The sequence below is a fragment of the Micromonospora sp. L31 genome (assembly GCF_052068075.1).
Classification (GTDB): Bacteria; Actinomycetota; Actinomycetes; order Mycobacteriales; family Micromonosporaceae; genus Micromonospora; species Micromonospora purpureochromogenes.
This window is the reverse complement of the sequence record NZ_JBQHDC010000001.1, coordinates 349,877-369,936: the sequence shown is the minus strand read 5'-3', so window position 1 is coordinate 369,936 and position 20,060 is coordinate 349,877. Positions and strand designations below refer to the sequence as shown.

General features: G+C 74.1%; 20 protein-coding genes. 9 read left to right on the top strand and 11 right to left on the bottom strand.

The genetic code is table 11. The features are described from left to right. The first annotated feature begins 107 nt into the window (after window positions 1-107). Window positions 108-1,436 (top strand): peptidase C39 family protein, encoded by a 1,329-nt coding sequence (locus ACTMS9_RS01875; RefSeq protein WP_441143113.1) that lies wholly within the window; start codon window positions 108-110, stop codon window positions 1,434-1,436. Window positions 1,437-1,550: 114 nt separating this feature from the next. Here the strand turns inward: ACTMS9_RS01875 and ACTMS9_RS01870 are convergent, their stop codons facing one another. The 4 genes from ACTMS9_RS01870 to mqnE are packed head-to-tail and all read right to left on the bottom strand — an operon-like array spanning window position 1,551 to window position 4,014. Then, window positions 1,551-2,027 (bottom strand): hypothetical protein, encoded by a 477-nt coding sequence (locus ACTMS9_RS01870; protein WP_441143114.1) that lies wholly within the window; start codon window positions 2,025-2,027, stop codon window positions 1,551-1,553. A gap of 49 nt (window positions 2,028-2,076) precedes the next feature. Continuing rightward, entirely contained in the window at window positions 2,077-2,355 is a 279-nt protein-coding gene (locus ACTMS9_RS01865; protein ID WP_154940412.1) for a DUF4229 domain-containing protein, read from the bottom strand. Window positions 2,356-2,398: 43 nt separating this feature from the next. After that, window positions 2,399-2,821 (bottom strand): hypothetical protein, encoded by a 423-nt coding sequence (locus ACTMS9_RS01860; RefSeq protein ID WP_441143118.1) that lies wholly within the window; start codon window positions 2,819-2,821, stop codon window positions 2,399-2,401. A 23-nt stretch (window positions 2,822-2,844) separates the two neighbouring features. Continuing rightward, entirely contained in the window at window positions 2,845-4,014 is a 1,170-nt protein-coding gene (gene mqnE / locus ACTMS9_RS01855) for an aminofutalosine synthase MqnE (RefSeq protein WP_210774427.1), read from the bottom strand. Window positions 4,015-4,253: 239 nt separating this feature from the next. On the opposite strand from mqnE, the gene ACTMS9_RS01850 reads away from it, so the two are divergent. From ACTMS9_RS01850 to ACTMS9_RS01835, 4 genes are all read left to right on the top strand, one after another. Continuing rightward, on the top strand, window positions 4,254-5,798 hold the full coding sequence (locus tag ACTMS9_RS01850) for an NlpC/P60 family protein (RefSeq protein ID WP_441143120.1): 1,545 nt from the start codon (window positions 4,254-4,256) through the stop codon (window positions 5,796-5,798). Window positions 5,799-5,934: 136 nt separating this feature from the next. Continuing rightward, complete coding sequence (locus tag ACTMS9_RS01845; protein WP_441143122.1) at window positions 5,935-7,401, top strand: hypothetical protein; 1,467 nt, start codon at window positions 5,935-5,937, stop codon at window positions 7,399-7,401. 232 nt (window positions 7,402-7,633) lie between these two features. Then, complete coding sequence (locus ACTMS9_RS01840; protein ID WP_441163960.1) at window positions 7,634-9,670, top strand: DEAD/DEAH box helicase; 2,037 nt, start codon at window positions 7,634-7,636, stop codon at window positions 9,668-9,670. Between the two features lie 99 nt (window positions 9,671-9,769). Then, window positions 9,770-10,390, top strand: coding sequence for a putative glycolipid-binding domain-containing protein (locus ACTMS9_RS01835; protein ID WP_441143126.1), 621 nt, complete (start codon window positions 9,770-9,772; stop codon window positions 10,388-10,390). 10 nt (window positions 10,391-10,400) lie between these two features. Here ACTMS9_RS01835 and ACTMS9_RS01830 read toward each other — a convergent pair whose 3' ends face one another. The 3 genes from ACTMS9_RS01830 to ACTMS9_RS01820 are packed head-to-tail and all read right to left on the bottom strand — an operon-like array spanning window position 10,401 to window position 12,853. Beyond that, window positions 10,401-11,492 (bottom strand): PLP-dependent cysteine synthase family protein, encoded by a 1,092-nt coding sequence (locus ACTMS9_RS01830; protein WP_441143128.1) that lies wholly within the window; start codon window positions 11,490-11,492, stop codon window positions 10,401-10,403. A gap of 22 nt (window positions 11,493-11,514) precedes the next feature. After that, window positions 11,515-12,348, bottom strand: coding sequence for an SDR family NAD(P)-dependent oxidoreductase (locus ACTMS9_RS01825; RefSeq protein WP_377609689.1), 834 nt, complete (start codon window positions 12,346-12,348; stop codon window positions 11,515-11,517). A 46-nt stretch (window positions 12,349-12,394) separates the two neighbouring features. After that, entirely contained in the window at window positions 12,395-12,853 is a 459-nt protein-coding gene (locus ACTMS9_RS01820) for an Lrp/AsnC family transcriptional regulator (protein WP_154940430.1), read from the bottom strand. A 268-nt stretch (window positions 12,854-13,121) separates the two neighbouring features. On the opposite strand from ACTMS9_RS01820, the gene ACTMS9_RS01815 reads away from it, so the two are divergent. Continuing rightward, a complete protein-coding gene (locus ACTMS9_RS01815) occupies window positions 13,122-13,388 on the top strand; it encodes a BldC family transcriptional regulator (RefSeq protein ID WP_204925734.1) in 267 nt (88 codons plus the stop codon). Window positions 13,389-13,459: 71 nt separating this feature from the next. On the opposite strand, the gene ACTMS9_RS01810 is transcribed toward ACTMS9_RS01815, so the two are convergent. Further along, window positions 13,460-14,089, bottom strand: coding sequence for a UbiX family flavin prenyltransferase (locus ACTMS9_RS01810; RefSeq protein WP_357910383.1), 630 nt, complete (start codon window positions 14,087-14,089; stop codon window positions 13,460-13,462). Between the two features lie 162 nt (window positions 14,090-14,251). Here ACTMS9_RS01810 and ACTMS9_RS01805 point away from each other — a divergent pair, with 162 nt between their 5' ends. After that, a complete protein-coding gene (locus ACTMS9_RS01805; protein ID WP_441143132.1) occupies window positions 14,252-15,208 on the top strand; it encodes a terpene synthase family protein in 957 nt (318 codons plus the stop codon). Between the two features lie 28 nt (window positions 15,209-15,236). On the opposite strand, the gene mqnP is transcribed toward ACTMS9_RS01805, so the two are convergent. Together mqnP and ACTMS9_RS01795 are read right to left on the bottom strand one after the other, a co-directional pair. Then, complete coding sequence (gene mqnP / locus ACTMS9_RS01800; protein ID WP_441143133.1) at window positions 15,237-16,148, bottom strand: menaquinone biosynthesis prenyltransferase MqnP; 912 nt, start codon at window positions 16,146-16,148, stop codon at window positions 15,237-15,239. Then, entirely contained in the window at window positions 16,148-17,608 is a 1,461-nt protein-coding gene (locus ACTMS9_RS01795; RefSeq protein ID WP_210778277.1) for a menaquinone biosynthesis decarboxylase, read from the bottom strand. Before ACTMS9_RS01795 ends, mqnP begins: the two co-directional genes overlap by 1 nt. A 271-nt stretch (window positions 17,609-17,879) precedes the next feature. Here ACTMS9_RS01795 and ACTMS9_RS01790 point away from each other — a divergent pair, with 271 nt between their 5' ends. Continuing rightward, complete coding sequence (locus ACTMS9_RS01790) at window positions 17,880-18,752, top strand: alpha/beta fold hydrolase (RefSeq protein WP_441163958.1); 873 nt, start codon at window positions 17,880-17,882, stop codon at window positions 18,750-18,752. A gap of 9 nt (window positions 18,753-18,761) precedes the next feature. Here the strand turns inward: ACTMS9_RS01790 and ACTMS9_RS01785 are convergent, their stop codons facing one another. Next, on the bottom strand, window positions 18,762-19,316 hold the full coding sequence (locus tag ACTMS9_RS01785; RefSeq protein ID WP_441163957.1) for a carboxymuconolactone decarboxylase family protein: 555 nt from the start codon (window positions 19,314-19,316) through the stop codon (window positions 18,762-18,764). 63 nt (window positions 19,317-19,379) lie between these two features. On the opposite strand from ACTMS9_RS01785, the gene ACTMS9_RS01780 reads away from it, so the two are divergent. Continuing rightward, window positions 19,380-19,856: a MarR family winged helix-turn-helix transcriptional regulator gene (locus ACTMS9_RS01780; protein WP_441163956.1), complete on the top strand. Its 477-nt coding sequence runs from the start codon at window positions 19,380-19,382 to the stop codon at window positions 19,854-19,856. Window positions 19,857-20,060: the final 204 nt, after the last annotated feature.

The window sequence follows — 20,060 nt, the reverse complement described above, 5'->3', positions numbered from 1 at the left end:
AGCCAGATCCTCTCGCCGGCAATAATTTTCCATGTCCAGACATCTGGCGGAACTTCCCTCCGAGCGGGACAGTGAACGGCAACGATTCCTCACCTCGCGGAGTTGCCATGGCCAGCAAATCCCTGCGCGCCGTCGCCCTCGCCGGCGTCGCCGCGCTCACCCTCCTCGGCACCGCCGTTCCGGCGCAGGCCGATCCGGTCACCGCCCTCGTCCACGACGAGCAGATCACCTGGCAGGACTGGACCAGCGACACCGACTGGGCGACCGGCGACGCCGCCGGCACGGTGGTCACCGCCGCCGGACTCACCCTCGGCAGCCCGGTCGGCACCACCGTCTACAAGGACCCGCACAACAAGACCAAGCGGAGCTGGGCGTACGGCACCTGGACGTCAACGGTGACCCAGATCGGCTTCGACGCCACCGAGCTGGTCACCTCCTGGAACGCCGACACCCCGGCCGGCACCTGGATCCAGGTCGAGCTCCAGGGCACCTACACCACCGGCAACCAGACCCCCTGGTACGTGATGGGGCGCTGGGCCTCCGGCGACGCCGACATCAAGCGGACCACCGTCGACAGGCAGGGCGACAAGACCTCGAGCATCTGGACCGACACCTTCGCCATCGACGACGCCGCCGCCGGGGTGCTGCTGCGGGCGTACCAGCTGCGACTGACCCTCTACCGGGACCCGGCGGGCACCGCGTCGCCGGTGGTCCGCACGGTCGGCGCGATGAGCTCGCACGTGCCCGACCGGTTCACCGTCACGCCGAGCGCCGGCGGCATCGCCTGGGGCACCGAGCTGGCCGTGCCGCGCTACTCGCAGAACATCCACTCCGGCCACTACCCGGAGTACGACGGGGGCGGCGAGGCCTGGTGCTCGCCCACCTCGACCGAGATGGTCGTCGAGTACTGGGGCCGCAGGCCCTCGGCGGCCGACACGTCCTGGGTGGACCCGACGTACCCGGACCCGACGGTCAACCACGCCGCCCGGATGACCTACGACTACCAGTACGACGGCGCCGGCAACTGGCCCTTCAACACCGCGTACGCGGCCAGCTTCCCGGGCCTGGAGGGGCGGGTGACCCGGCTGCACTCGCTGGACGAGCTGGAGCGCTTCATCGCCGCCGGCATCCCCGTCGTGACCAGCCAGTCCTTCCTCGCCAGCGAGCTGGACGGGGCGGGCTACGGCACCTCCGGGCACCTGATGGTGGTGGTCGGCTTCACCGCCGACGGCGACGTCATCGCCAACGACCCCGCCTCGTCCAGCAATGAGGCGGTCCGGAACGTCTACCAGCGGGAGCAGTTCGAGCAGATCTGGCTGCGGACCAAGCGGACCACCGCCAGCGGCGGCACCGGCAGCGGCTCCGGCGGCATCGCCTACCTGATCAAGCCGACCGACGTGCCGTGGCCCGTTGTCGCGGGTTCCACCAACTGGTGACAGCCGGCACCGACGCGACGAGCCCGGCACGAGTTCCGTGCCGGGCTCGTCGCTGGGGCTTGTTCGGTAGGGGCTCGCCGGTCAGGGCGGGCCGTCCGGATTCCTGGCCCTGGCTCAGCGCGACGGGGCGAACGTGGTGGGCGGAGCGGACGTCTCGTCGGCGGCCCGCCGCCGACGGACCGTGCGGACCAGGATGACCACCCAGGCCACCGCGGCGACCACCCCGGCCAGGGTCAGCCCCGTGGCCAGCAGGTACGTGGATCCGCCCGTGGTGGAGAAGACGCCCTTGCGGGCGCCCGTGTCGCGGGCCGGGGCCGGGTCGCCCTGGGCAAGGCCGTCCGGCGCGTCGTAGAGGATGACGTCGGCGCGCCGGGCACCGCCGTCCGTGGCCACGAAGTCCCCGTGCCACTCGCAGTTGCGCCGTGAGCATTCCTCATTCACGGCCGTGAAGGTTCCCGCCGTACCGCTGCCGCCCTTGGCCTGCCAGGCCGGCACGAGGTCGGTGGCGCCCATCATCAGCCCGATGGCGGCGATGACCGGCAGCCCGATCCAGACGAAAACCTTCGTCCGCCACCCGTTGATCTTGTCCATGGCGGCAGACCCTAGCGGGGCCGCCCCGATTTCGCTGCCCCGTCGCCGGCTATCCCTCGCGGTGCGGGTCCGCCTGGTCGGGCTGGTCGTCGCCGGCCAGCGCCGACCGCAGCCGCTCCTTCTCGGCGCGCCGCCGCTCGGCCGCGAGGGCCATCTCCTCGGCCATCTCGTCCCGCCAGCCGCGCAGCAGGAAGAACGAGGCGGCGGCGGAGAACGCCAGCGCCAGCATCAGCTTGAGGAAGACGTTCATGTCGACCGGCCAGAGGGCCAGCACGACCACCACGAACAGCCCGATCCGGCCCAGCGTGTACTTGACCGCCGCGCTCACGTTTCCACTCCGTTCTCCGCCGCCGGGGTGACCCGGGTCGGGTTCAGCCCGTGCGTCGGGCCAGCCAGTGCACGCCAGGGAACCAGAGCACCGCGTACACCAGGGTGAACGCGAGGGCGGCCAGACCGCCGGTGAGCAGCGGCGCCAGGCCGCCCGCCACCCCGGCGACCAGCAGCCCGCCGACCACCGCGACCACGGCGGCGACCAGCGCCGCCACCACCCGGGCCGCGCCGAACTCCCAGGCCCGGAAGTCGTCCCAGTACAGCCACGCCGGCAGGATCACCGCCAGCCAGCCGTTGGTGCGCCCGAAATCCCCCGCGCCGATCGACGCGAAGGCCCAGTCGAACAGCACCAGCGCCAGCATCCCGATGACCCACCCGGCGAGGCTGACCCCGAGCAGGTCGCCCAGGGTGAGGACGCGCCCCTCGGCGTCCCGCCGGGGGAATCCGCTCCGCTGCTCGGTCATGGTGTTACGAGGATACGACCGGATCAGGCCCAGACCTGCTGGGGCTCGGAACGCCGCTCGGCCAGCGACGGGGCCTTGTCGTACTCCCGGACCACGTTGTAGCGGGTGTCCCGCTCGACGGGCTGGAAGCCGGCGTCCCAGATCAGGTGCAGCAGGTCGTCCCGGTGCATCGTGTTCGGGGTGCCGTACGAGTCGGCGTCGTGGGTGATCTTGTATTCCACGACCGAGCCGTCCAGGTCGTCCACTCCGAAGTTGAGCGACAGTTGGGCGACCGAGAGGCCGTGCATCACCCAGAAGCACTTCACGTGCGGCACGTTGTCGAAGAGCAGCCGGGAGACCGCGAAGGTCTTCAGCGACTCGGCCGGCGACGCCATCGTGGTGCGGGCCTGGATCCGGTTACGGATCTTGCCGTCCGCCGAGTCGACGAAGTCGTGCTGGTAGCGCAGCGGGATGAAGACCGCGAAGCCGCCGGTCTCGTCCTGCAGCTCGCGCAGCCGCAGCACGTGGTCGACCCGGTGCCGGGGCTCCTCGATGTGGCCGTAGAGCATCGTCGACGGGGTCTTCATGCCCTTCGAGTGGGCCAGCCGGTGGATCCGCGACCAGTCCTCCCAGTGGCACTCGTGGTCGACGATGTGCTGCCGGACCTCCCAGTCGAAGATCTCGGCGCCGCCGCCGGTCAGCGACTCCAGGCCGGCGTCCATCAGCTCGTCGAGGATCGCGTCGGCGCTCAGCCCGCTGATCTTCTCGAACCACTGCACCTCGGTGGCGGTGAAGCACTTGAGCTTGACGTTCGGCAGCGCCGCCTTCAGCTCGCGCAGCACCTTCGGGTAGTAGCGCCACGGCAGGGTCGGGTGCAGGCCGTTGACGATGTGCAGCTCGGTGAGCTGCTCGTCCTCCATCTCCTTGGCCTTGCGTACGGCCTCGTCGATGCGCATCGTGTACGCGTCCTTCTCGCCCGGCTTGCGCTGGAACGAGCAGTACGCGCAGGAGGCGGAGCAGACGTTGGTCAGGTTGAGGTGCCGGTTGACGTTGAACATCACCCGGTCGCCGTTGAGCTCGGTACGGCGGTGGTGGGCCAGCCGCCCCAGCCAGGCCAGGTCGTCGCTGTCGTAGAGCGCGATCCCGTCCTCCCGGGTCAGCCGCTCACCGGCGTACACCTTCGCTTCGAGCTCGCGCTTGAGTCCGGCGTCCATCGAAAGCCACGTCCCTTCCACCTGTGTCCCGGTCGAGCCTACGTCGGGCCCCCGACGAGCCGGCAGCACGGGCACCGCCAGCGACGTACTTCACCGGACTCTCAGGTTCCCGTGACCGGGCGATGCATCGACATCGCTGCCTCGGTGCGGTAAGACAGGGTGGGGCGCGACACACACTGGTAGCGTCCCGGTCGCCGCGCCCACCGTGCGCGGCACGAGCGCGCCGGACGGGGAGCGGAATGGTCGACAGCGGGCACGGGCGACGGCAGCGACGACGCAGGAGCCCGGTGATCTCGCCGGTGCTGCGTCCCGCGCTCTGGTCGGCCCTGCTCGGCGCCGTCGCCGCGATGGCCCTGGCCACCCCCGCGTACGCCGAGCCGGCGCTGCCCAACGCCGTTCCCGACACCGGCTCCCGCCCGGTGGCCACCGGCGGCCTGCGCCTGCCCGGTGCCGCCCCGGGCCTGTCCGGCGGCGTGACCGGCCTGCCCACCGGCGGGCCGACCCTGCCGGTCGGCGGGGTCGTCGCCAGCCCGCTGCTGGCCCAGATCACCGCCCTCGAGACGCAGAACGGCCAGCTCGGCGACCAGCTGCTCGGGCTCCGCCAGCAGCGCGACGACGCCCGCACGCAGCTCACCGCAGCCGAGGGTGAGCTGGCCCGGGCCCGCGACGCCCTGGCCGCCGCCCAGCAGCGCGCCGACTCCGTGGCCGCCGACGCCTTCAAGGCCGCCGCCGCCCTGCCGCCCGGCGAGATCGCCGAGGACCTCGAGGGGCTGAGCCGCCTGTCGCGGATCTCCCGCGGCGAGCAGGCCGAGGACACCACCACCGCCGCCACCGGCGAGCTGTCCCGTACCCGCACCGCCGAGCAGGTCGCCACCCAGGCGGTCGCCTCCGCGCAGGACCGGGTCCGCCGGGCGGAGGAGCAGTTCACCGCGGTGGAGAAGGCGCTGCGGGAGAACGAGCGGAAGCTGGTCAAGCTCCGCGCGGACAACCAGGCCCAGCTGATCGAGCTGGAACGGCAGCAGGAGGCCGCCGAGCAGAAGCTCGGTGCCGCGTACGTCGAGGGGCAGAGCGCCACCGGCCTGATCGCCAGCCCGCAGGCCCTCGCCGCCGTCCGGTACGCGCTGGCGCAGCTCGGCGACCCGTACCTCTGGTCGGCCGAGGGGCCGGACCGGTTCGACTGCTCCGGTCTGATGTGGGCGGCGTACCGCTCGGCCGGCTACTACGACCTGCCCCGCGTCTCCCGGGACCAGTACTACGCCACCCGGGCCCGCTCGGTGGACCGCAGTGCCCTGCTCCCCGGCGACCTGCTCTTCTTCGCCTCGGGCAGCAGCTGGACGACCATCCACCACGTCGGCATGTACATCGGCGGCGGCAAGATGGTGCAGGCACCGTCCACCGGCGACGTCGTCAAGATCTCCACGGTCCGGTGGTCCGGCCTGTACGCCGCCACCCGCGTCGTCGGGGCGGTACCCGCGCCGGCCACCCCTCCGCCGCCCGTCACGCCCACCACGCCGGCCCCCAAGCCGACGGGGTCGACGTCGCCGAAGCCGACCACCCCGGCGCCGAAGCCCACCTCCACGAAGGTGCCCACCCGGCCGCCGACCACGCCAACCACGCCCCCGCCGTCGCCGTCGCCGTCGCAGAGCCCGTCGCCGTCACCGAGCCCGTCGCTCTCCGGCGCGCCGAGCCCGACGACCAGCAGCGCGGTGCCGAGCACCGCGCCGAGCAGCCTGGCCCCGGAGACCAGCGCCCCGGCGTCGGCCTCGGCGAGCACCGGCGCCTGACCCGGCACGACCCGGCCGATACCCGCCCGGTACGCGCTCCGGCTGTGCCGGCGGGGAGGAATGTGGCACCGTGACATCCAGGCACATCCGACCCGGTGTCACGGGCGCGGGTGCGAGCGCGGCGCGGAGGGCGAGCATGGGCGAGCGACAGATTCCGGCGGAGACCGTCGACCGCGGATCCGTGCCCGAACCGGCCGCGACGAACGGTGCCGCCCCGACCGGACGCTCCGAGGTCGACGGGCCGCGGGCGGACGTGGCGTCGAGCGCGTCCGACGCCGCCCCGGCCGCACCCGAGGCCTCGCCGGCCGCCCCCGACGCCGGGCCGGCAGCGGACCGCTCGGAAGGAGGCGCGAACGCGGACGCCCCGCCGGCCGTGTCCCAGCCGTCGCCGCCCGCCACGCCCGCCCGCGCCCGGGCCAGCGTCGCCACCGTGACCGCGCCACCGCAGGACGGAGACCTGCCGGGGCCGCCCGCCGCCGGCACCACCTACCGGGCCGGCGCGCCGGAGAGCGCCCGGGCCGGCGGGGAGAGCCCCGCCGACCCGGCCGAGGGTTCCGGCTGGGCACGCGTCCCGACCGGCGCCGCGCCCGTGGTGGGCGCCGCGCCGGTACCCGGACAGCGCGGCGGTAGCTCGACGTCGGGCACCCGGGCCAGCGCCTCCGTGCCGGGGCTGAGCCGGGTCTCGGCCGAGGAGGCCGCCGCCGGCGCGGTCGCCCGGGCCGGCGGCGGAGCCGCCACCGTCTACCGGTCGACGCCGGTCAACCCGGAACCGCCCGAGCCCGCCCAGCCCCCGGAGCCGGCCCAGCCGCCCACCCCGCCGACGCCCGAGCCGGAGCCCGCACCGACCCCGGAGCCGCCCAGGCCCGCGCCCCCGCCCACGCCCGCCCCGCCCGCACCGACGCCGATCCCGGAACCGCCGGCGCCCGGACCGTTCCCCCCGCCGGTGCCCCCGCTGCCGCGCCCGACCCCGCCCGGCCCGCGCCCGACCCCGCCCGGCCCGGTTCCGCCCGTGCCCGGCCCGCCGGTACCCCCGCCCGGGCCGGCGGTGCCCCCGCCGCCGCCCCCACCGGGCCCGATGCCGGCCCCGCCGTTCCCGCCGCCGCCGGCCATGCCGGGCGGGGGCATGCCGGTCTCCGCCCCGCCCGCCGCCGCGCCGCCGTTCCGGGCCGCCGCGCAGGTCTCCGCGCCACCCGTCCGTGCCGCCGCGCCCGTCTCGGCCCCGCCGGCGGCGCCGGTCCGGCCGGCGTCGGCCCCCGTCGAGCGCCCCACCTGGGGTACGCCGGCCGCCGGCGGCCTCGGCCGGCCCGGTACGCCCTACCGGGGCGGCCCGGACCTGGCCAGCACCGTCTACGGCGGCACCGAGGGGCCCGGCTTCGCCACGGTCTCCTTCCCGGCCGGCAACCCGCTGGAGAACTCCGGCTCGCTGACCGGGCACATCCTGGCCCAGGGCTGGGCCGACACGCCCGCCGAACGGTCCCGCACCACCCGGGTGGTGGTCGTCCTGGCGGCCTCGCTGGGGCTGTTGGTGGCGATCAGCGTGCTGGTCGTCCTGCTCGCCAACGACGCCATGGACGGCCTGGTGGGCAACCTCCTGAACAAGTGAACGCGGGCGGTCCGGGCCACGCCGTCCGGGTTGCGGGCGTACGCGGGGCGAGGGTGAGCCCGCCCACTACCCCCTCGCGATCGACTGGCGGTGTCGCCGGACCGCCGTACACTTGTGGAGATCACTGACCCGGCGCGCGTCGTGCGCGCCCATGGGCGATCTTGCGGGCGATTCGGCGGCGTGCAGCCGCAGCGGGCCATCGCGAAGATGCGCCCCGCTCGAAAGGCATTTCTTGACCACCTTCGCTGACCCCGGCACCACTCCGTCCGTCCTCGACCCGACCGTCGGGGACACCCCCGCCGCCGACGTCGACTTCGCCGACCTCGGCCTGCCCCGGCCGCTGGTCGAGGCGCTCGCCCGACAGGGCATCACCACCCCGTTCGAGATCCAGCGGGCCACCATGCCCGACGCGCTCGCCGGCCGGGACGTGCTCGGCCGGGGCCAGACCGGCTCCGGCAAGACCCTCGCCTTCGGGCTGCCGCTGATCGCCCGGCTCGCCGACCGCAACCGGGCCCGTCCGCTGCACCCCCGGGCCCTGGTGCTGGTCCCCACCCGGGAACTCGCCATGCAGGTCAACGACGCCCTGATGCCGCTCGGCAAGGCCGTCGGCATCTTCCTCAAGACCGCCGTCGGCGGGGTGCCGTACGACCGGCAGATCGACGCGCTGCGCCGTGGCGTGGAGATCGTCGTGGCCACCCCGGGCCGGCTCGGCGACCTGATCAACCGGGGCGTGTGCCACCTGGACGACGTCGAGGTGACCGTCCTCGACGAGGCCGACCAGATGGCCGACATGGGCTTCCTGCCCGAGGTGACCCAACTGCTGGCGAAGACGCCGGCGGACGGCCAGCGACTGCTCTTCTCGGCCACTCTGGACGGTGACGTGGACTCGCTGGTCAAGCGGTTCATGACCGACCCGGTGACCCACTCGACCGACCCGTCGACCGCGTCGGTGTCCACGATGGACCACCACATGCTGCTGATCCCGCCGCACGACAAGTTCGCGGTGGCGGCGTCCATCGCGGCCCGCGACGGCCGGACCATGCTCTTCGCGCGTACCCAGCTCGGGGTCGACCGGCTGGTCGAGCAGCTCGCCGCGGTGGGCGTACGGGCCGGTGGCCTGCACGGTGGCAAGACCCAGCGGATGCGTACCAAGACGCTGGCCGAGTTCCGTGAGGGCCGGATGAACGTCCTGGTCGCCACCGACGTGGCCGCCCGGGGCATCCACGTCGACGGGGTCTCCCTGGTACTGCACATCGACCCGCCGAAGGACCCGAAGGACTACCTGCACCGCGCGGGCCGTACCGCCCGGGCCGGCGAGTCCGGCGCGGTGGCGACCCTGGTGCTGCCCAAGCAGCGCCGCACGACGCTGGCCATGATGGAGAAGGCCGGCGTCGCGCCGGCCGAGACCCGGGTCCGCGTCGGCGACCCGACCCTGGCCGAGCTGACCGGCGCCCGCGAGCCCAGCGGCGTCCCGGTCCGCGAGGAGCCGGAGCCGCGCCGCGCCGCCGGACAGCGCCGCTACGGCGACCGCCCGACCGGGGAGCGCCGCTACGGCGACCGCCCGGACCGGGGCGAGCGGCGTTACGGCGACCGGCCGGCCGGCGAGCGCCGGTTCGGTGACCGGGACGGGCGCGGCGAGCGCTTCGGCGAGCGCCGCTTCGACCGCCCGGCGGGCGAGCGTTCCTTCGGCGACCGGGGCGAGCGACGCTTCGACGGCCGAAGCGACCGGCCGACGGGCGAGCGCTCCTTCGGCGACCGGGGCCAGCGCGGCTTCGACGGCCGAAGCGACCGGCCGACGGGCGAGCGCTCCTTCGGCGACCGGGGCCAGCGCGGCTTCGACGGCCGGAGCGGCCGCCCGGCGGACGAGCGTTCGTTCGGCGACCGGGGCGACCGGGGCTACGCCGACCGCCCCCAGGGCGAGCGGCGCTTCGACGGCCGGAGCGACCGCCCGGCGGGCGAGCGTTCCTTCGGTGACCGGGGCGAGCGACGCTTCGACGGCCGGAGCGACCGCCCGGCCGGCGACCGCTCGTTCGGCGACCGGGGCCAGCGCGGCTTCGGCGACCGCACCGACCGTCCGGCCGGCGAGCACCGCTACGGCGACCGCGGCGAGCGCTTCGGCGACCGGCCGCAGGGCGAGCGGCGCTTCGGCGGCGAGCAGCGCGGCACCGAGCGCCGGGGCGGGTTCCGCTCCGAGGGCCGGGGCGGCGACGACCGGCCGCGCGACGACCGGCGTGGCTTCGGCGGCCGGCCGCCGGCGCGTACCCACTGATCCGTCCGACCACCCGGAACGCCGTCGCGGAGCTCGCGCTCCGCGGCGGCGTTTCCGCATGCGCTGCCGGTGTCGGTCGGCTGGCGTAACGTCCGAATCATGCCGAGGTCACTCTTCTGGAGCCGGACGGACATCGCCGGTGCCGAGCACGCCGTCCTGGACGACGGCCCCGGGTTCGTCGCGCACGGCACCCAGGTCGCCGTGGACCCCATCCCCTGGACGTGCCGCTACCAGCTGACCGCCGGCGCGGACGGGGCCACCAGGTCGCTGGAGGTGACGGCCGAGGGGGCGGGCTGGTCGCGGCGGGTGAAGCTGGAGCGCGGCGCGGACGGCTGGCGGGTGACCACCGCCGAGCAGGGCGACCTCGACGCGGCGCTGCGGGCCGCCGGGCAGCCGCCGGCCGGGCTGCCGGGCGCCGACGACCCGGACCGGCTGTACGACGCCCTCGACGTCGACCTGAGCGGGTCGCCGCTCTTCAACGCCCTGCCGGTCCGGCGGCTGGGGCTGACCGGGGCGACGCCGGACCTCCCGCACACGGTCACCGTGGCGTGGGTGCTGGCGCCGAGCCTGGAGGTGGTCCCCGCCGAGCAGGTCTACACCCCGCTCGGGCCGGGGCGGGTCCGGTTCGCCAGCGACGGCTTCCGGGCCGAGCTGACCCTCGACGCCGACGGCCTGGTGCTGCACTATCCCGGGCTGGCCGAGCGGGTCGACGCCCGCTGAGCCGGCCGGTTCAGGCCGGCCAGGCGCCGCTGTCGAGGAACCGTTCGATCGTGGCCAGGTGCGGGGCCAGGTCCAGCCCCTGCGCGGCCACCCAGGCGTCGTCGTAGTAGGTGCGGGCGTACCGGTCGCCGGCGTCGCAGATCAGGGTGACCACCGAGCCGGTCCGCCCGGCGGCGAGCAGCTCGGCGATCAGTCCGAAGGCACCCCAGAGGTTGGTGCCGGTGGAGCCGCCGACCCGGCGGCCGAGCACGGCCGAGCCGGCGCGCATGGCGGCCAGCGAGGCGGCGTCCGGGACCTGGGTCATCCGGTCCACCACCGAGGGCAGGAAGGACGCCTCGACGGTCGGGCGGCCGATCCCCTCGATTCGGGAGCCGCGCCCGGTGCGCACCGACCAGTCGGCGGCCTGCCAGGCCGGGTAGAACGCCGAGTTCTCCGGATCGACCACGCAGAGCTTGGTGGGCAGCCGCCGGTAGCGGGCGTACCGGCCGATGGTGGCGCTGGTGCCGCCGGTGCCGGCGCCCACCACGACCCAGGCCGGGATCGGGTGCCGCTCCAGCGAGAGCTGCGCGTAGATCGACTCGGCGATGTTGTTGTTGCCCCGCCAGTCGGTGGCCCGCTCGGCGTAGGTGAACTGGTCCATGAAGTGCCCGCCGCTGTCCTCGGCCAGCCAGCGCGCCTCAATCACCACCTTGGCCGGGTCCTCGACCAGGTGGCAGCGCCCGCCGTGGAACTCGATCTGGGCGATCTTCTCGGGTGAGGTGGAGGCGGGCATCACCGCCACGAACGGCAGTTCCAGCATCCGCGCGAAGTACGCCTCGGAGACCGCCGTGGAGCCGGAGGACGCCTCGATGATGGTGGTATCCGGGCCGATCCAGCCGTTGCAGAGCCCGTAGAGGAAGAGCGAGCGGGCCAGCCGGTGCTTGAGCGAGCCGGTGGGGTGGACCGACTCGTCCTTGAGGTAGAGGTCGATTCCCCAGGCCCGAGGCAGCGGGAAGGGCAGCAGGTGGGTGTCGGCGGAGCGGTTGGCGTCCGCCTCGACCGTGGCGATCGCCTCGGTCACCCAGATCCGGCTGGCCTCGTCGCACCGGTCGAGATGAGTCACGCCGGCAACGTTACAAGTGAGCTCAGCTTCCGTCCGGCCCGACCCGGTGCCGCTGCCGGCGCTGCCCGGCCCGCCCGGCGGCCCGGATCACCGGGGTCAGCGCGAGCGCCAGCCGCGGCAGCGCGTCCAGCAGCCGTACCTGCGCGCCGCGCCAGCGCGGCAGGCTGACCACCGGGCGGGGGTGGCGGGCCAGCCGGGCGGCCCGCGCCGCGACCCGCTGCGGGGTCAGCATCGTCCCGGTGAAGGAGGCCAGCGCCCCCGGGTCGTCGAGCCGGTCGTGCAGCATCGGCGTCCAGATCCCGTCCGGGCACAGGCACGACACGTGTACGTCGGTCAGGCCGGCCATCCGCAGGTCGGCCAGCGTGCCGAGGCTGAACGCCAGCAGCGCGTGCTTGCTGGCCGCGTAGACGGTCTCGCCGGGCGCGGCGATCAGCCCGGCGAGGGAGACGACGTTGAGCACGTGCCCGTGCCCCTGCGCGCGCATCACGGCCAGCGCGGCCAGGGTGCCGGTCATCGCGCCGAGCGCGTTCACCTCGACCACCCGTCGCCGGGTCGCCGCGTCGTGCTCCCAGGACGGCCCGGTGACCAGGATGCCGGCGTTGTTGACCCAGAGCCCGAGCCCGCCGGCCGTCCCGCCGGCCGCCTCGGCGGCGACCTCGGCGCAGGCCGCCTCGTCGCGCACGTCCAGCGCCCGGGACCAGCCACCGAGCGGCGCGGCGGCGGTGGCGGCCGCGCCGGCGTCCAGGTCGGTCAGGAGTACCGCCCAGCCGTCGGCGTGCAGCGCGGCGGCGATGGCCCGGCCCAGCCCGCCGGCCGCACCGGTGACCACGGCGGCGCCGCGTACGGGGGTCGTCATCGGCGCAAGGTATCGCCGCAGGGCGCGCGACGCCAGAGCCGGACGGTCAGCTCCCGGGCGACCCGAGCGGCTGCGGGCGGTTCTCCCACTTGGTCGACAGGGCGATGCCGGTGCGGGTGGACGCCACGCCCGGGGTGCGGTTGAGCCGCACGATCAGCGCCTCCAGCTCGGCGATCGTGCCGACCCGCGCCTTGAGCAGGAAGGACTCGACGCCGGCCATGAAGTAGCAGGACTCGATCTCGGGCATCTGGCGGAACGCCTCCAGCACGTCGTCGGTGTCCCCGCCGGAGTCCTCGACGATGCCGATCAGCGCGGTCACGCCGAGCCCGACCGCCTCCGGCTCCACCTCCGCCCGGTACGCCCGGATCACGCCGCCGGACTCCAGTTTGCCGACCCGCTCGTGCACGGCCGGGGCGGAGAGGCCGACCTGCCGGGCGAGTTCGGCGTACGACAGTCGGGCGTTGCCGCGCAGCAGGTCGACGAGGCTCAGGTCGATGGCGTCCACGGAAGGTGACCCTAGCCGTCCGGGCGTAACGTCGGGCGGCCGGCACCCGTTGAACATGACAACACGTAACTATTTGCAGACTCAGCGTGATGGAGGCCGGACCCGGGTAATATTTCCTAACTTCCCACTCAGTGCGTTTTTCGCGTTTGGCGGACAGGCCAGGTCGCTGGTGCTGTAATTGCCATACGTCCCTCATGACGGCTCTGGGCTCGCACCGGCCGGGGGCAGTGTGTTCAGCCGGGGGCTTCGTCGACGCGAGGAGGGGGCTGTGGACACTGGAGATCGCCTGCTGACACCGGGTGAGGTCGCCGCGTTGTTTCGGGTTGACCCGAAGACTGTGACGCGATGGGCGGCGGCCGGCCGGATCGGCAGCATCCGGACTCCAGGCGGGCATCGCCGGTTTCGGGAATCCGAGGTGCGGGCCCTGCTGGAAGGGGAGGGCATGCTGGACGAGGCGGAGGACATCGGCAAGCCGCGCAATGTCGGCCCCGCCGCCTCGACCGGACCGGGGCCGGCCAACGCCGGGATGTACTGAATGGTGCGAGACGGATCGCGGGCCGGCCGACAGGTCCGGTCCGCGCCCGTCTGAGGCGAGGTTCCGCTTCGCTACGACCGGTCGGCGGCCAACTGCCCCGACCACCGCCGGAACAACGTGTGCGGCACGCCGAGCGCGTCCAGCACCTTGCCGGCCACGAAGTCGACCAGCTGCTGTGCGGTGGCCGAGGCGCCGGAGCCGTAGAAGCCCGGACTGGCCGGCAGTACCACCGCCCCGGCGTCGTGCAACGCGATCAGGTGTTCCAGGTGGCTGCGGGTCACCGGCGTCTCCCGGGGCACCACCACCACCGGCCGGCGCTCCTTGAGGTTGACCTCGGCCGCGCGCTGCAACAGGTCCTTGGAGAGCCCGATGGCGATGCCGGCGCAGGCGGCCGTGCTCGCCGGCACCACCGCCATCCCGCGTACCCGGTAGGAGCCGCTGCTGGGGCCGGCGGCGATGTCACCGGCCGGCCAGTGCCGCACGTCGGCGTCGGCGAGGTCGCGACCCAGCCAGGCGGCCAGGTCCTCGGCCCAGTGGCCGTCCCGGAACGGGCGGCCGGTCTCGTCGAGCACGGTCAGCCGGGCGGCCCGGGAGACGATCAGGTCCACCGGCTCGCCGGCGTCGAGCAGCCCGTTGACGACCGCCGCCGCGTACGGGGTGCCGGACGCGCCGGAGACCCCGACCACCCATGGTTCGCGCATGTCGTCCAGCCTGCCTGGTCGCCGCCGCGCCCCGCCCGGCGACCCCCCGACCGCTGCGCTACGTGTCGCCGGGGCACCCCGCTGTGCGCCGGGACGGCGGGAGCGCGGCGGACCTGCCATGCTGCCGTCGGCGGCCCACGCCGCACGGGAAGGGATCGAGCCATGGTCGAGGAGGTGCTCCGGTCGCTGCGGGCCGGGTGCCCGATCCCGCCCCGGCTCTCGCCGTACGCGGACCCGGTGCAGGAGTGGCTGCTGGACCGGCTGCCCCGGCTGGGCGTACCGCTGGACTCCAGCGCCCGGGAGCGGCTGGACCGGGCCGGCTTCGCCCGGTACGCGGGCCGGCTCTACCCGGACGCCACCGAGCCGGACCTGCGTACCCTGGCCGCCCTGTTCACCTGGTTCTTCCTGGTCGACGACGCCTGCGACGGGCCGGACCGGCTCGCACCGGAGCAGATCAGGGCGCTGCGGGCCGGGGCGTTGAGCCTGCTGCGGGACGGCCCACGCCGACGGCATCCGGGGTTCGGCGGGCCGCTGCGCCGGCTGCTGGTCGACGCCTGGCGGGTGCCCCGGCGCCGAATGCCGGCCCGCTGGCGGCTGCGCTTCGCCGACGCGGTCGCCGACCACCTGGACGGCACGTGGCGGGAGTCGGTCGCCAAGGACCTCGGCCGGCGCCCCTCGGTGGCCGAGTACGTCCAGCTGCGCCGGGCGACGTCGGCGGCGTACGTCTCGTACCCGCTGATCGAGTTCGCCACCGGGCGGCCGTTGCCGGACCCGGTCTACCACCACCCGGCGCTGCGCCGGATCGGCGAGCTCGGCAACGACCTGCTCTCCTGGTACAACGACCTCGCCTCGCTGGAGCGGGACCGGGCCACCTCGGGCGGGCACAACCTGGTGCTGGCGGTGGCCGGCGAGCGGCGGGTGCCGCTGGACACCGCCGTGGACCTGATCGCCGAGCGCTGGCGGGCGGCGATGGACCGCTTCGTCGCGCTCCGCGCCGACGTGCCGTCGTTCGGCCCCGCCCTGGACCCGGCCGTCACCACCCACCTCGACGGCGTCGCCAACGCCGTCCGCGGCACCCTCGACTGGACCCTGGAGAGCGCCCGCTACCCCACCCCCTGACCCCGCCTTTCCGGCCGGGTGGGGTCGGTCAGGGGTGGAGGTGGAGGCGGATGGTGAGGTCGAGCAGGGCGAAGAGGAAGAGGGCGATGCCGACGAAGCCGTTCGCGGTGAAGAACGCCCGGTTGACCTTGCTCAGGTCGGTGGGGCTGACCACCACGTGCTGGTAGCCGAAGGCGAGGGCGGTGAACGCCAGGCCGATCCACCACAGCCAGCCGAAGCCGACCAGCGCGCCGAACCAGATGAACAGCGCGAAGGTGACCACGTGCGCGACGGTGGAGGCGTGCAGCGCGAACCGCAGCCCGTACCGGGCCGGGACGCTGTGCACGCCGATCTCCCGGTCGACGTCGGCGTCCTGGCAGGCGTAGATCAGGTCGAAGCCGCCGATCCAGAGTCCCACCGCCGTGCCGAGCAGCCAGGCCGGCCAGGAGCCGTCCAGGGTGCCGGTGACCGCGAGCCAGGCGCCGACCGGGCCGACCGCCTGGGCGATCGCCAGGATGGCGTGCGGCCAGTTGGTGAACCGCTTGCCGTAGGGGTAGACGACCAGCGGGATCACCGCGAGCGGCGCGAGCACCAGGCAGAGCGGGTTGAGCAGCGCGGCGGCGGCCAGGAACACCACCAGCGCGACGGCCGCGCCGGTCCAGGCCGTGCGCACGCTCACCGCCCCGGTGACCAGCTCCCGGTTCGCGGTACGCGGGTTCCGGGCGTCGATCCGCCGGTCGAGGATGCGGTTGGCGGCCATCGCGAACGTCCGCGCCCCGACCATCGCCACGGTGATCAGCAGCAGGTCGAGCCAGCGTACCCGCCCGCCGTCGACCCGCATCGCGGTCAGCGCCGACAGGTACGCGAAGGGCAGCGCGAAGACGGAGTGCTCGATCGCGACCAGCTTGAGGAAGGACTTCACCCGGCCCGGGCGTTCGACGGGCTCCAGCACGGCCGTCATCAGATCCCGTACTCCTTCCAGCGCTTGTCGACCAGGGAGGCGACCTCCGGCGACATGGTCATCTCCTCCGGCCAGCCCCGGGTGTAGCCCTCGGCGGGCAGCTTGCGGGTCGCGTCGACGCCGGCCTTGCCACCCCAGAACTGCTGGTACGACGAGTGGTCGAGGTGGTCCACCGGGCCCTCGGTGAGCAGCAGGTCGCGGGCGTAGTCGACGTTGCCGAAGGCGCGGAAGGCGACCTCGTTGTAGTCGTGCACGTCGCAGTCCTCGTCGACGATCACGATCAGCTTGGTCAGCGACATCAGGTGCGCGCCCCAGATCGCGTTCATCACCTTCTGCGCGTGCTTCGGGTAGCGCTTGCGGATCGACACGATCGCGCAGTTGTGGAACACCCCGGCGGCCGGCAGGTCGTAGTCGACGATGTCCGGGATCAGCAGCTTGAGCAGCGGCTGGAAGATCCGCTCGGTGGCCTTGCCCAGGCCGTGGTCCTCCTGCGGCGGCTTGGAGGTGACGATCGAGTGGTAGACCGGGTCGCGCTGCATGGTCATCGCCTCGATGTGCAGCACCGGGAACGGTTCGACCGGGGTGTAGAAGCCGGTGTGGTCGCCGAACGGCCCCTCGGGCAGCCGCTCGCCGGGCTCCAGGTAGCCCTCCAGCACGATCTGGGCGTGCGCGGGCACCTGCAACGGCACGGTGAGGCAGTCGACCATCTCGACCCGCTCGCCGCGCAGGAAGCCGGCGAACAGGTACTCGTCGATGTCGCCGGGGAGCGGCGCGCTCGCCGCGTAGCTGACCACCGGGTCGCAGCCGATGGCGACGGCCACCGGCAGCCGCTGCCCGAGCCGCTCGGCGACGGCGTGGTGCGCGGTGGAGTCCTTGTGGATCTGCCAGTGCATGCCCAGCGTGTTGCGGCTGTGCTGCTGGAGGCGGTACAGACCGAGGTTGCGCTTGCCGGTCTCCGGGTGCTTGGTGTGGGTCAGCCCGTAGTTGTGGAAGATCCCGCCGTCGCCGGGCCAGACCTGCAGGCCGGGCAGCCGGTTCAGGTCGACGTCGTCGCCGCGGTAGACCACCTGCTGGCAGGGCGCGGTCTTCACCTTGCGCGGCGGCACCGACTTGAGCTGCATGACCTTGCCCAGGCCCTCGCGGATGCCGGACCAGCCGACCGGCAGCTCCGGCTTGACCAGCGCGCCGATCCGGTCGCCGATCTCGTCCAGCGACTCGACGCCGAGCGCCATCGCCATCCGCTTCTCGGTGCCGAAGAGGTTGATCGCCACCGGCATCTCGCCCCGGGTGGGCCGCTCGAAGAGCAGCGCCGGGCCGCCCGCGCGGACGGTCCGGGTGACCACCTCGCTGATCTCCAGCGTCGGGTCGACCGGGACGCTCACCCGCCGCAGTTCGCCCGCGCGCTCCAGCGCCGCGAGGAAGTCCTTGAGATCGGTGTACGGGAAGCCACGAGCCGCCATGCCGCCAGTCTCCCGCACCCCGGGACGCGCCGCCCACGCCGGGTCGGCGCGGGCGGTGTGCGTCTCCCCACGCCTCCGGCGCACCGCGCGGCGGCGAAGTCCCGGCCGGGCCGGGCCCCAGGGCGGCCAGCCATCCGGCAGGCGACGCCACCCGCAGGTCCCACGGACCGCCCGGCCGGCCGGCGGGTGCCGGCATGGGCGGTGGCATGGGCGGTGGCATGGGCGGTGGCCGGCCGGGTAGTCGAGGCGCCGGTCGAGACGGGGAGCGGCGATGGGCGACGGACGGGTACCGGTGGGGTTCACTGAGCAGCGGGCACAGGTCGGCGACGTGACGATGAACTACGTCCGCGGCGGCCGCGGACCCACCCTGGTGCTGTTGCACGGCTATCCGCAGTGCTGGCGCATGTGGCGTCACCTGCTGCCCGAGCTGGGGCGGTCGTACGAGGTGGTGGCGCCCGACCTGCGCGGCTTCGGCGACAGCGACGCCCCGCCCGGCGGGTACGACAAGAAGACCCTCGCGGCCGACCTGCACGGGCTGCTGACCGGGCTCGGCCTGGCCGGCGACATCCGGCTGGTCGGCCACGATCTGGGCACCATGGTCGCCTACTCGTACGCCGCCGCCCATCCCGACGAGGTGTCCCGGCTGGTGCTGACCGAGGCGCCCATCCCGGACGAGAGCGTCTACGCCTTCCCCGCGCTGAGCAGCGCCGGGCCGGCGGTCTGGAACTTCGGCTTCTTCAACGTGACGAACGGTCTGCCCGAGGAGCTGATCGTCGGCCGGGAGACGCTCTGGGTGGAGCGCTTCACCGACTCGATCATGGTGAACAAGGGCAGCCTCGGGCGGGAGGACGTCGAGGAGTACGCCGGACACCTGCGCGACCCGGCCCACCTGCGTGCCAGCTTCGCGTACTTCCGGGCGTTCGGGCAGGACGTCGCGGACAACGCGGCGTACCGGGCGACGAAGCTGCCCATGCCGGTGCTCGCCGTCGGCGCCCGGGCCAGCCTCGGCGAGCAGGTGGCCGACCAGGTCCGCCGGTACGCCGGCACGGTCACCGGCGAGGTGGTCGAGGACTGCGGCCACTGGCTCTTCGAGGAGCGGCCGGCGGAGCTGGCCGGCCTGGTGCTGCCGTTCCTGCGCGGCTGAGCCCGCCGGTCAGGCGGCCGGCGCCCAGGCGTGCCCGGCCAGGGCCGGGTCGAGCGGAGCGTCGGTGAGCCGGTTGGCGAAGGTGGAGATCGTGTACGTGCCGACGCCGAGCACCACGTCGAGGGCGTGCCGGGGGCGCCAGCCGGCGGCGAGGAACGCGTCCAGCTCGCCCTGCGGCACCGCGCCCCGGTGGTCGAGGACGGCGACGGTGAACCGGCGCAGTGCATCCAGCCGCGGGTCGGCCAGCGGCGCGCCGGTGCGCAGCGCGGCGGTCAGGGCCGGATCGGCGCCGTGCCGGGTGAGGGTGGCGGTGTGCATCGCCACGCAGACGTGGCACTCGTTGCGGGTGGCGACGGTCAGCACCACGACCTCCCGCTCGACCGGGTCGAGGTCGGTGGATTCGAAGGTGGCGTTGGCGGTGAGGAAGCCCTTGAGCAGCTCGGGCGACTCGGCCATCCGGGCGACGGCCTCGGGGAGGTGACCGAGCCTGCGCTGCACGCCGGCCATGGTGGGGCGGGCGGCGGCGGGCGCGGTCTCGGCAGTGTGGGCGGTGAAGACGGACAAGGCGAAACCCCTCGGGTACGATCGTCAACGTGGTTGACCAAATAGTAAACGAGGTTGTCGAACATGACAACGCCTGAGTCCGACCGTCCCGGCTTCGTGCTGCCCCTGCTGCTGCTGGCCGGCTTCCGTACCCTCATCGACGACCTGCACGCCGAGCTGGCCCGGCAGGGGCACCCGGACCTGCGGCCGCTGCACGGCTTCGTCCTCCAGGCCGTCGGCGTCGACGGCACCACGGCCGGTGAGCTGGGCCAGCGCCTCGGCGTCTCCAAGCAGGCGGCCGGCAAGACCGTCGACCGGCTGGTCGCGCTCGGCTACCTGGAACGCGCCGACGACCCCGCCGACGCCCGGCGCAAGCTGGTCCGGATGACCGAGCGGGGAGTCGACGGGCTGCGCCGCTCGGCGGTCATCTTCGACGCGCTGCGCGAGCGCTGGGCGGCCACCCTCGGCGCGGAGCGCGTCAGCGCGATGGAGGACGACCTGCGCGCGATCGCCCAGCCCAACTTCTTCCGCCTCGACGTCCCCGGCTGGTTCGGCGGCTGACCGCCGCGCACATGATCGTCTACGCCTTGCCGACTCGACACGCCGGACAGACCGCCGGAGAACCGCAGACGATCACTGAGGGCCACTTCGCGTAGGGGCGACGGGGCCAACTGGCGGGGGCGGGAGGCCAGTCGCGCGCACATTTCGTAGAACCACAGTTCTTAGAAGTGTGGTTCTACATTCTGCGGAGCGGTGGTGTGCGCG

What these genes read in the sequence shown, in the direction of transcription:
- ACTMS9_RS01845 (WP_441143122.1), top strand. Translation starts at nt 5,935, where the DNA reads ATGGGCGAGCGACAGATTCCGGCGGAGACCGTCGACCGCGGATCCGTG.
- ACTMS9_RS01795 (WP_210778277.1), bottom strand. Translation starts at nt 17,608, where the DNA reads ATGGCGGCTCGTGGCTTCCCGTACACCGATCTCAAGGACTTCCTCGCG.
- ACTMS9_RS01850 (WP_441143120.1), top strand. Translation starts at nt 4,254, where the DNA reads ATGGTCGACAGCGGGCACGGGCGACGGCAGCGACGACGCAGGAGCCCG.
- ACTMS9_RS01780 (WP_441163956.1), top strand. Translation starts at nt 19,380, where the DNA reads ATGACAACGCCTGAGTCCGACCGTCCCGGCTTCGTGCTGCCCCTGCTG.
- ACTMS9_RS01875 (WP_441143113.1), top strand. Translation starts at nt 108, where the DNA reads ATGGCCAGCAAATCCCTGCGCGCCGTCGCCCTCGCCGGCGTCGCCGCG.
- ACTMS9_RS01825 (WP_377609689.1), bottom strand. Translation starts at nt 12,348, where the DNA reads ATGACGACCCCCGTACGCGGCGCCGCCGTGGTCACCGGTGCGGCCGGC.
- mqnE (WP_210774427.1), bottom strand. Translation starts at nt 4,014, where the DNA reads ATGGACGCCGGACTCAAGCGCGAGCTCGAAGCGAAGGTGTACGCCGGT.
- ACTMS9_RS01860 (WP_441143118.1), bottom strand. Translation starts at nt 2,821, where the DNA reads ATGACCGAGCAGCGGAGCGGATTCCCCCGGCGGGACGCCGAGGGGCGC.
- ACTMS9_RS01810 (WP_357910383.1), bottom strand. Translation starts at nt 14,089, where the DNA reads ATGCGCGAACCATGGGTGGTCGGGGTCTCCGGCGCGTCCGGCACCCCG.
- ACTMS9_RS01870 (WP_441143114.1), bottom strand. Translation starts at nt 2,027, where the DNA reads ATGGACAAGATCAACGGGTGGCGGACGAAGGTTTTCGTCTGGATCGGG.
- ACTMS9_RS01790 (WP_441163958.1), top strand. Translation starts at nt 17,880, where the DNA reads ATGGGCGACGGACGGGTACCGGTGGGGTTCACTGAGCAGCGGGCACAG.
- mqnP (WP_441143133.1), bottom strand. Translation starts at nt 16,148, where the DNA reads ATGACGGCCGTGCTGGAGCCCGTCGAACGCCCGGGCCGGGTGAAGTCC.
- ACTMS9_RS01805 (WP_441143132.1), top strand. Translation starts at nt 14,252, where the DNA reads ATGGTCGAGGAGGTGCTCCGGTCGCTGCGGGCCGGGTGCCCGATCCCG.
- ACTMS9_RS01835 (WP_441143126.1), top strand. Translation starts at nt 9,770, where the DNA reads ATGCCGAGGTCACTCTTCTGGAGCCGGACGGACATCGCCGGTGCCGAG.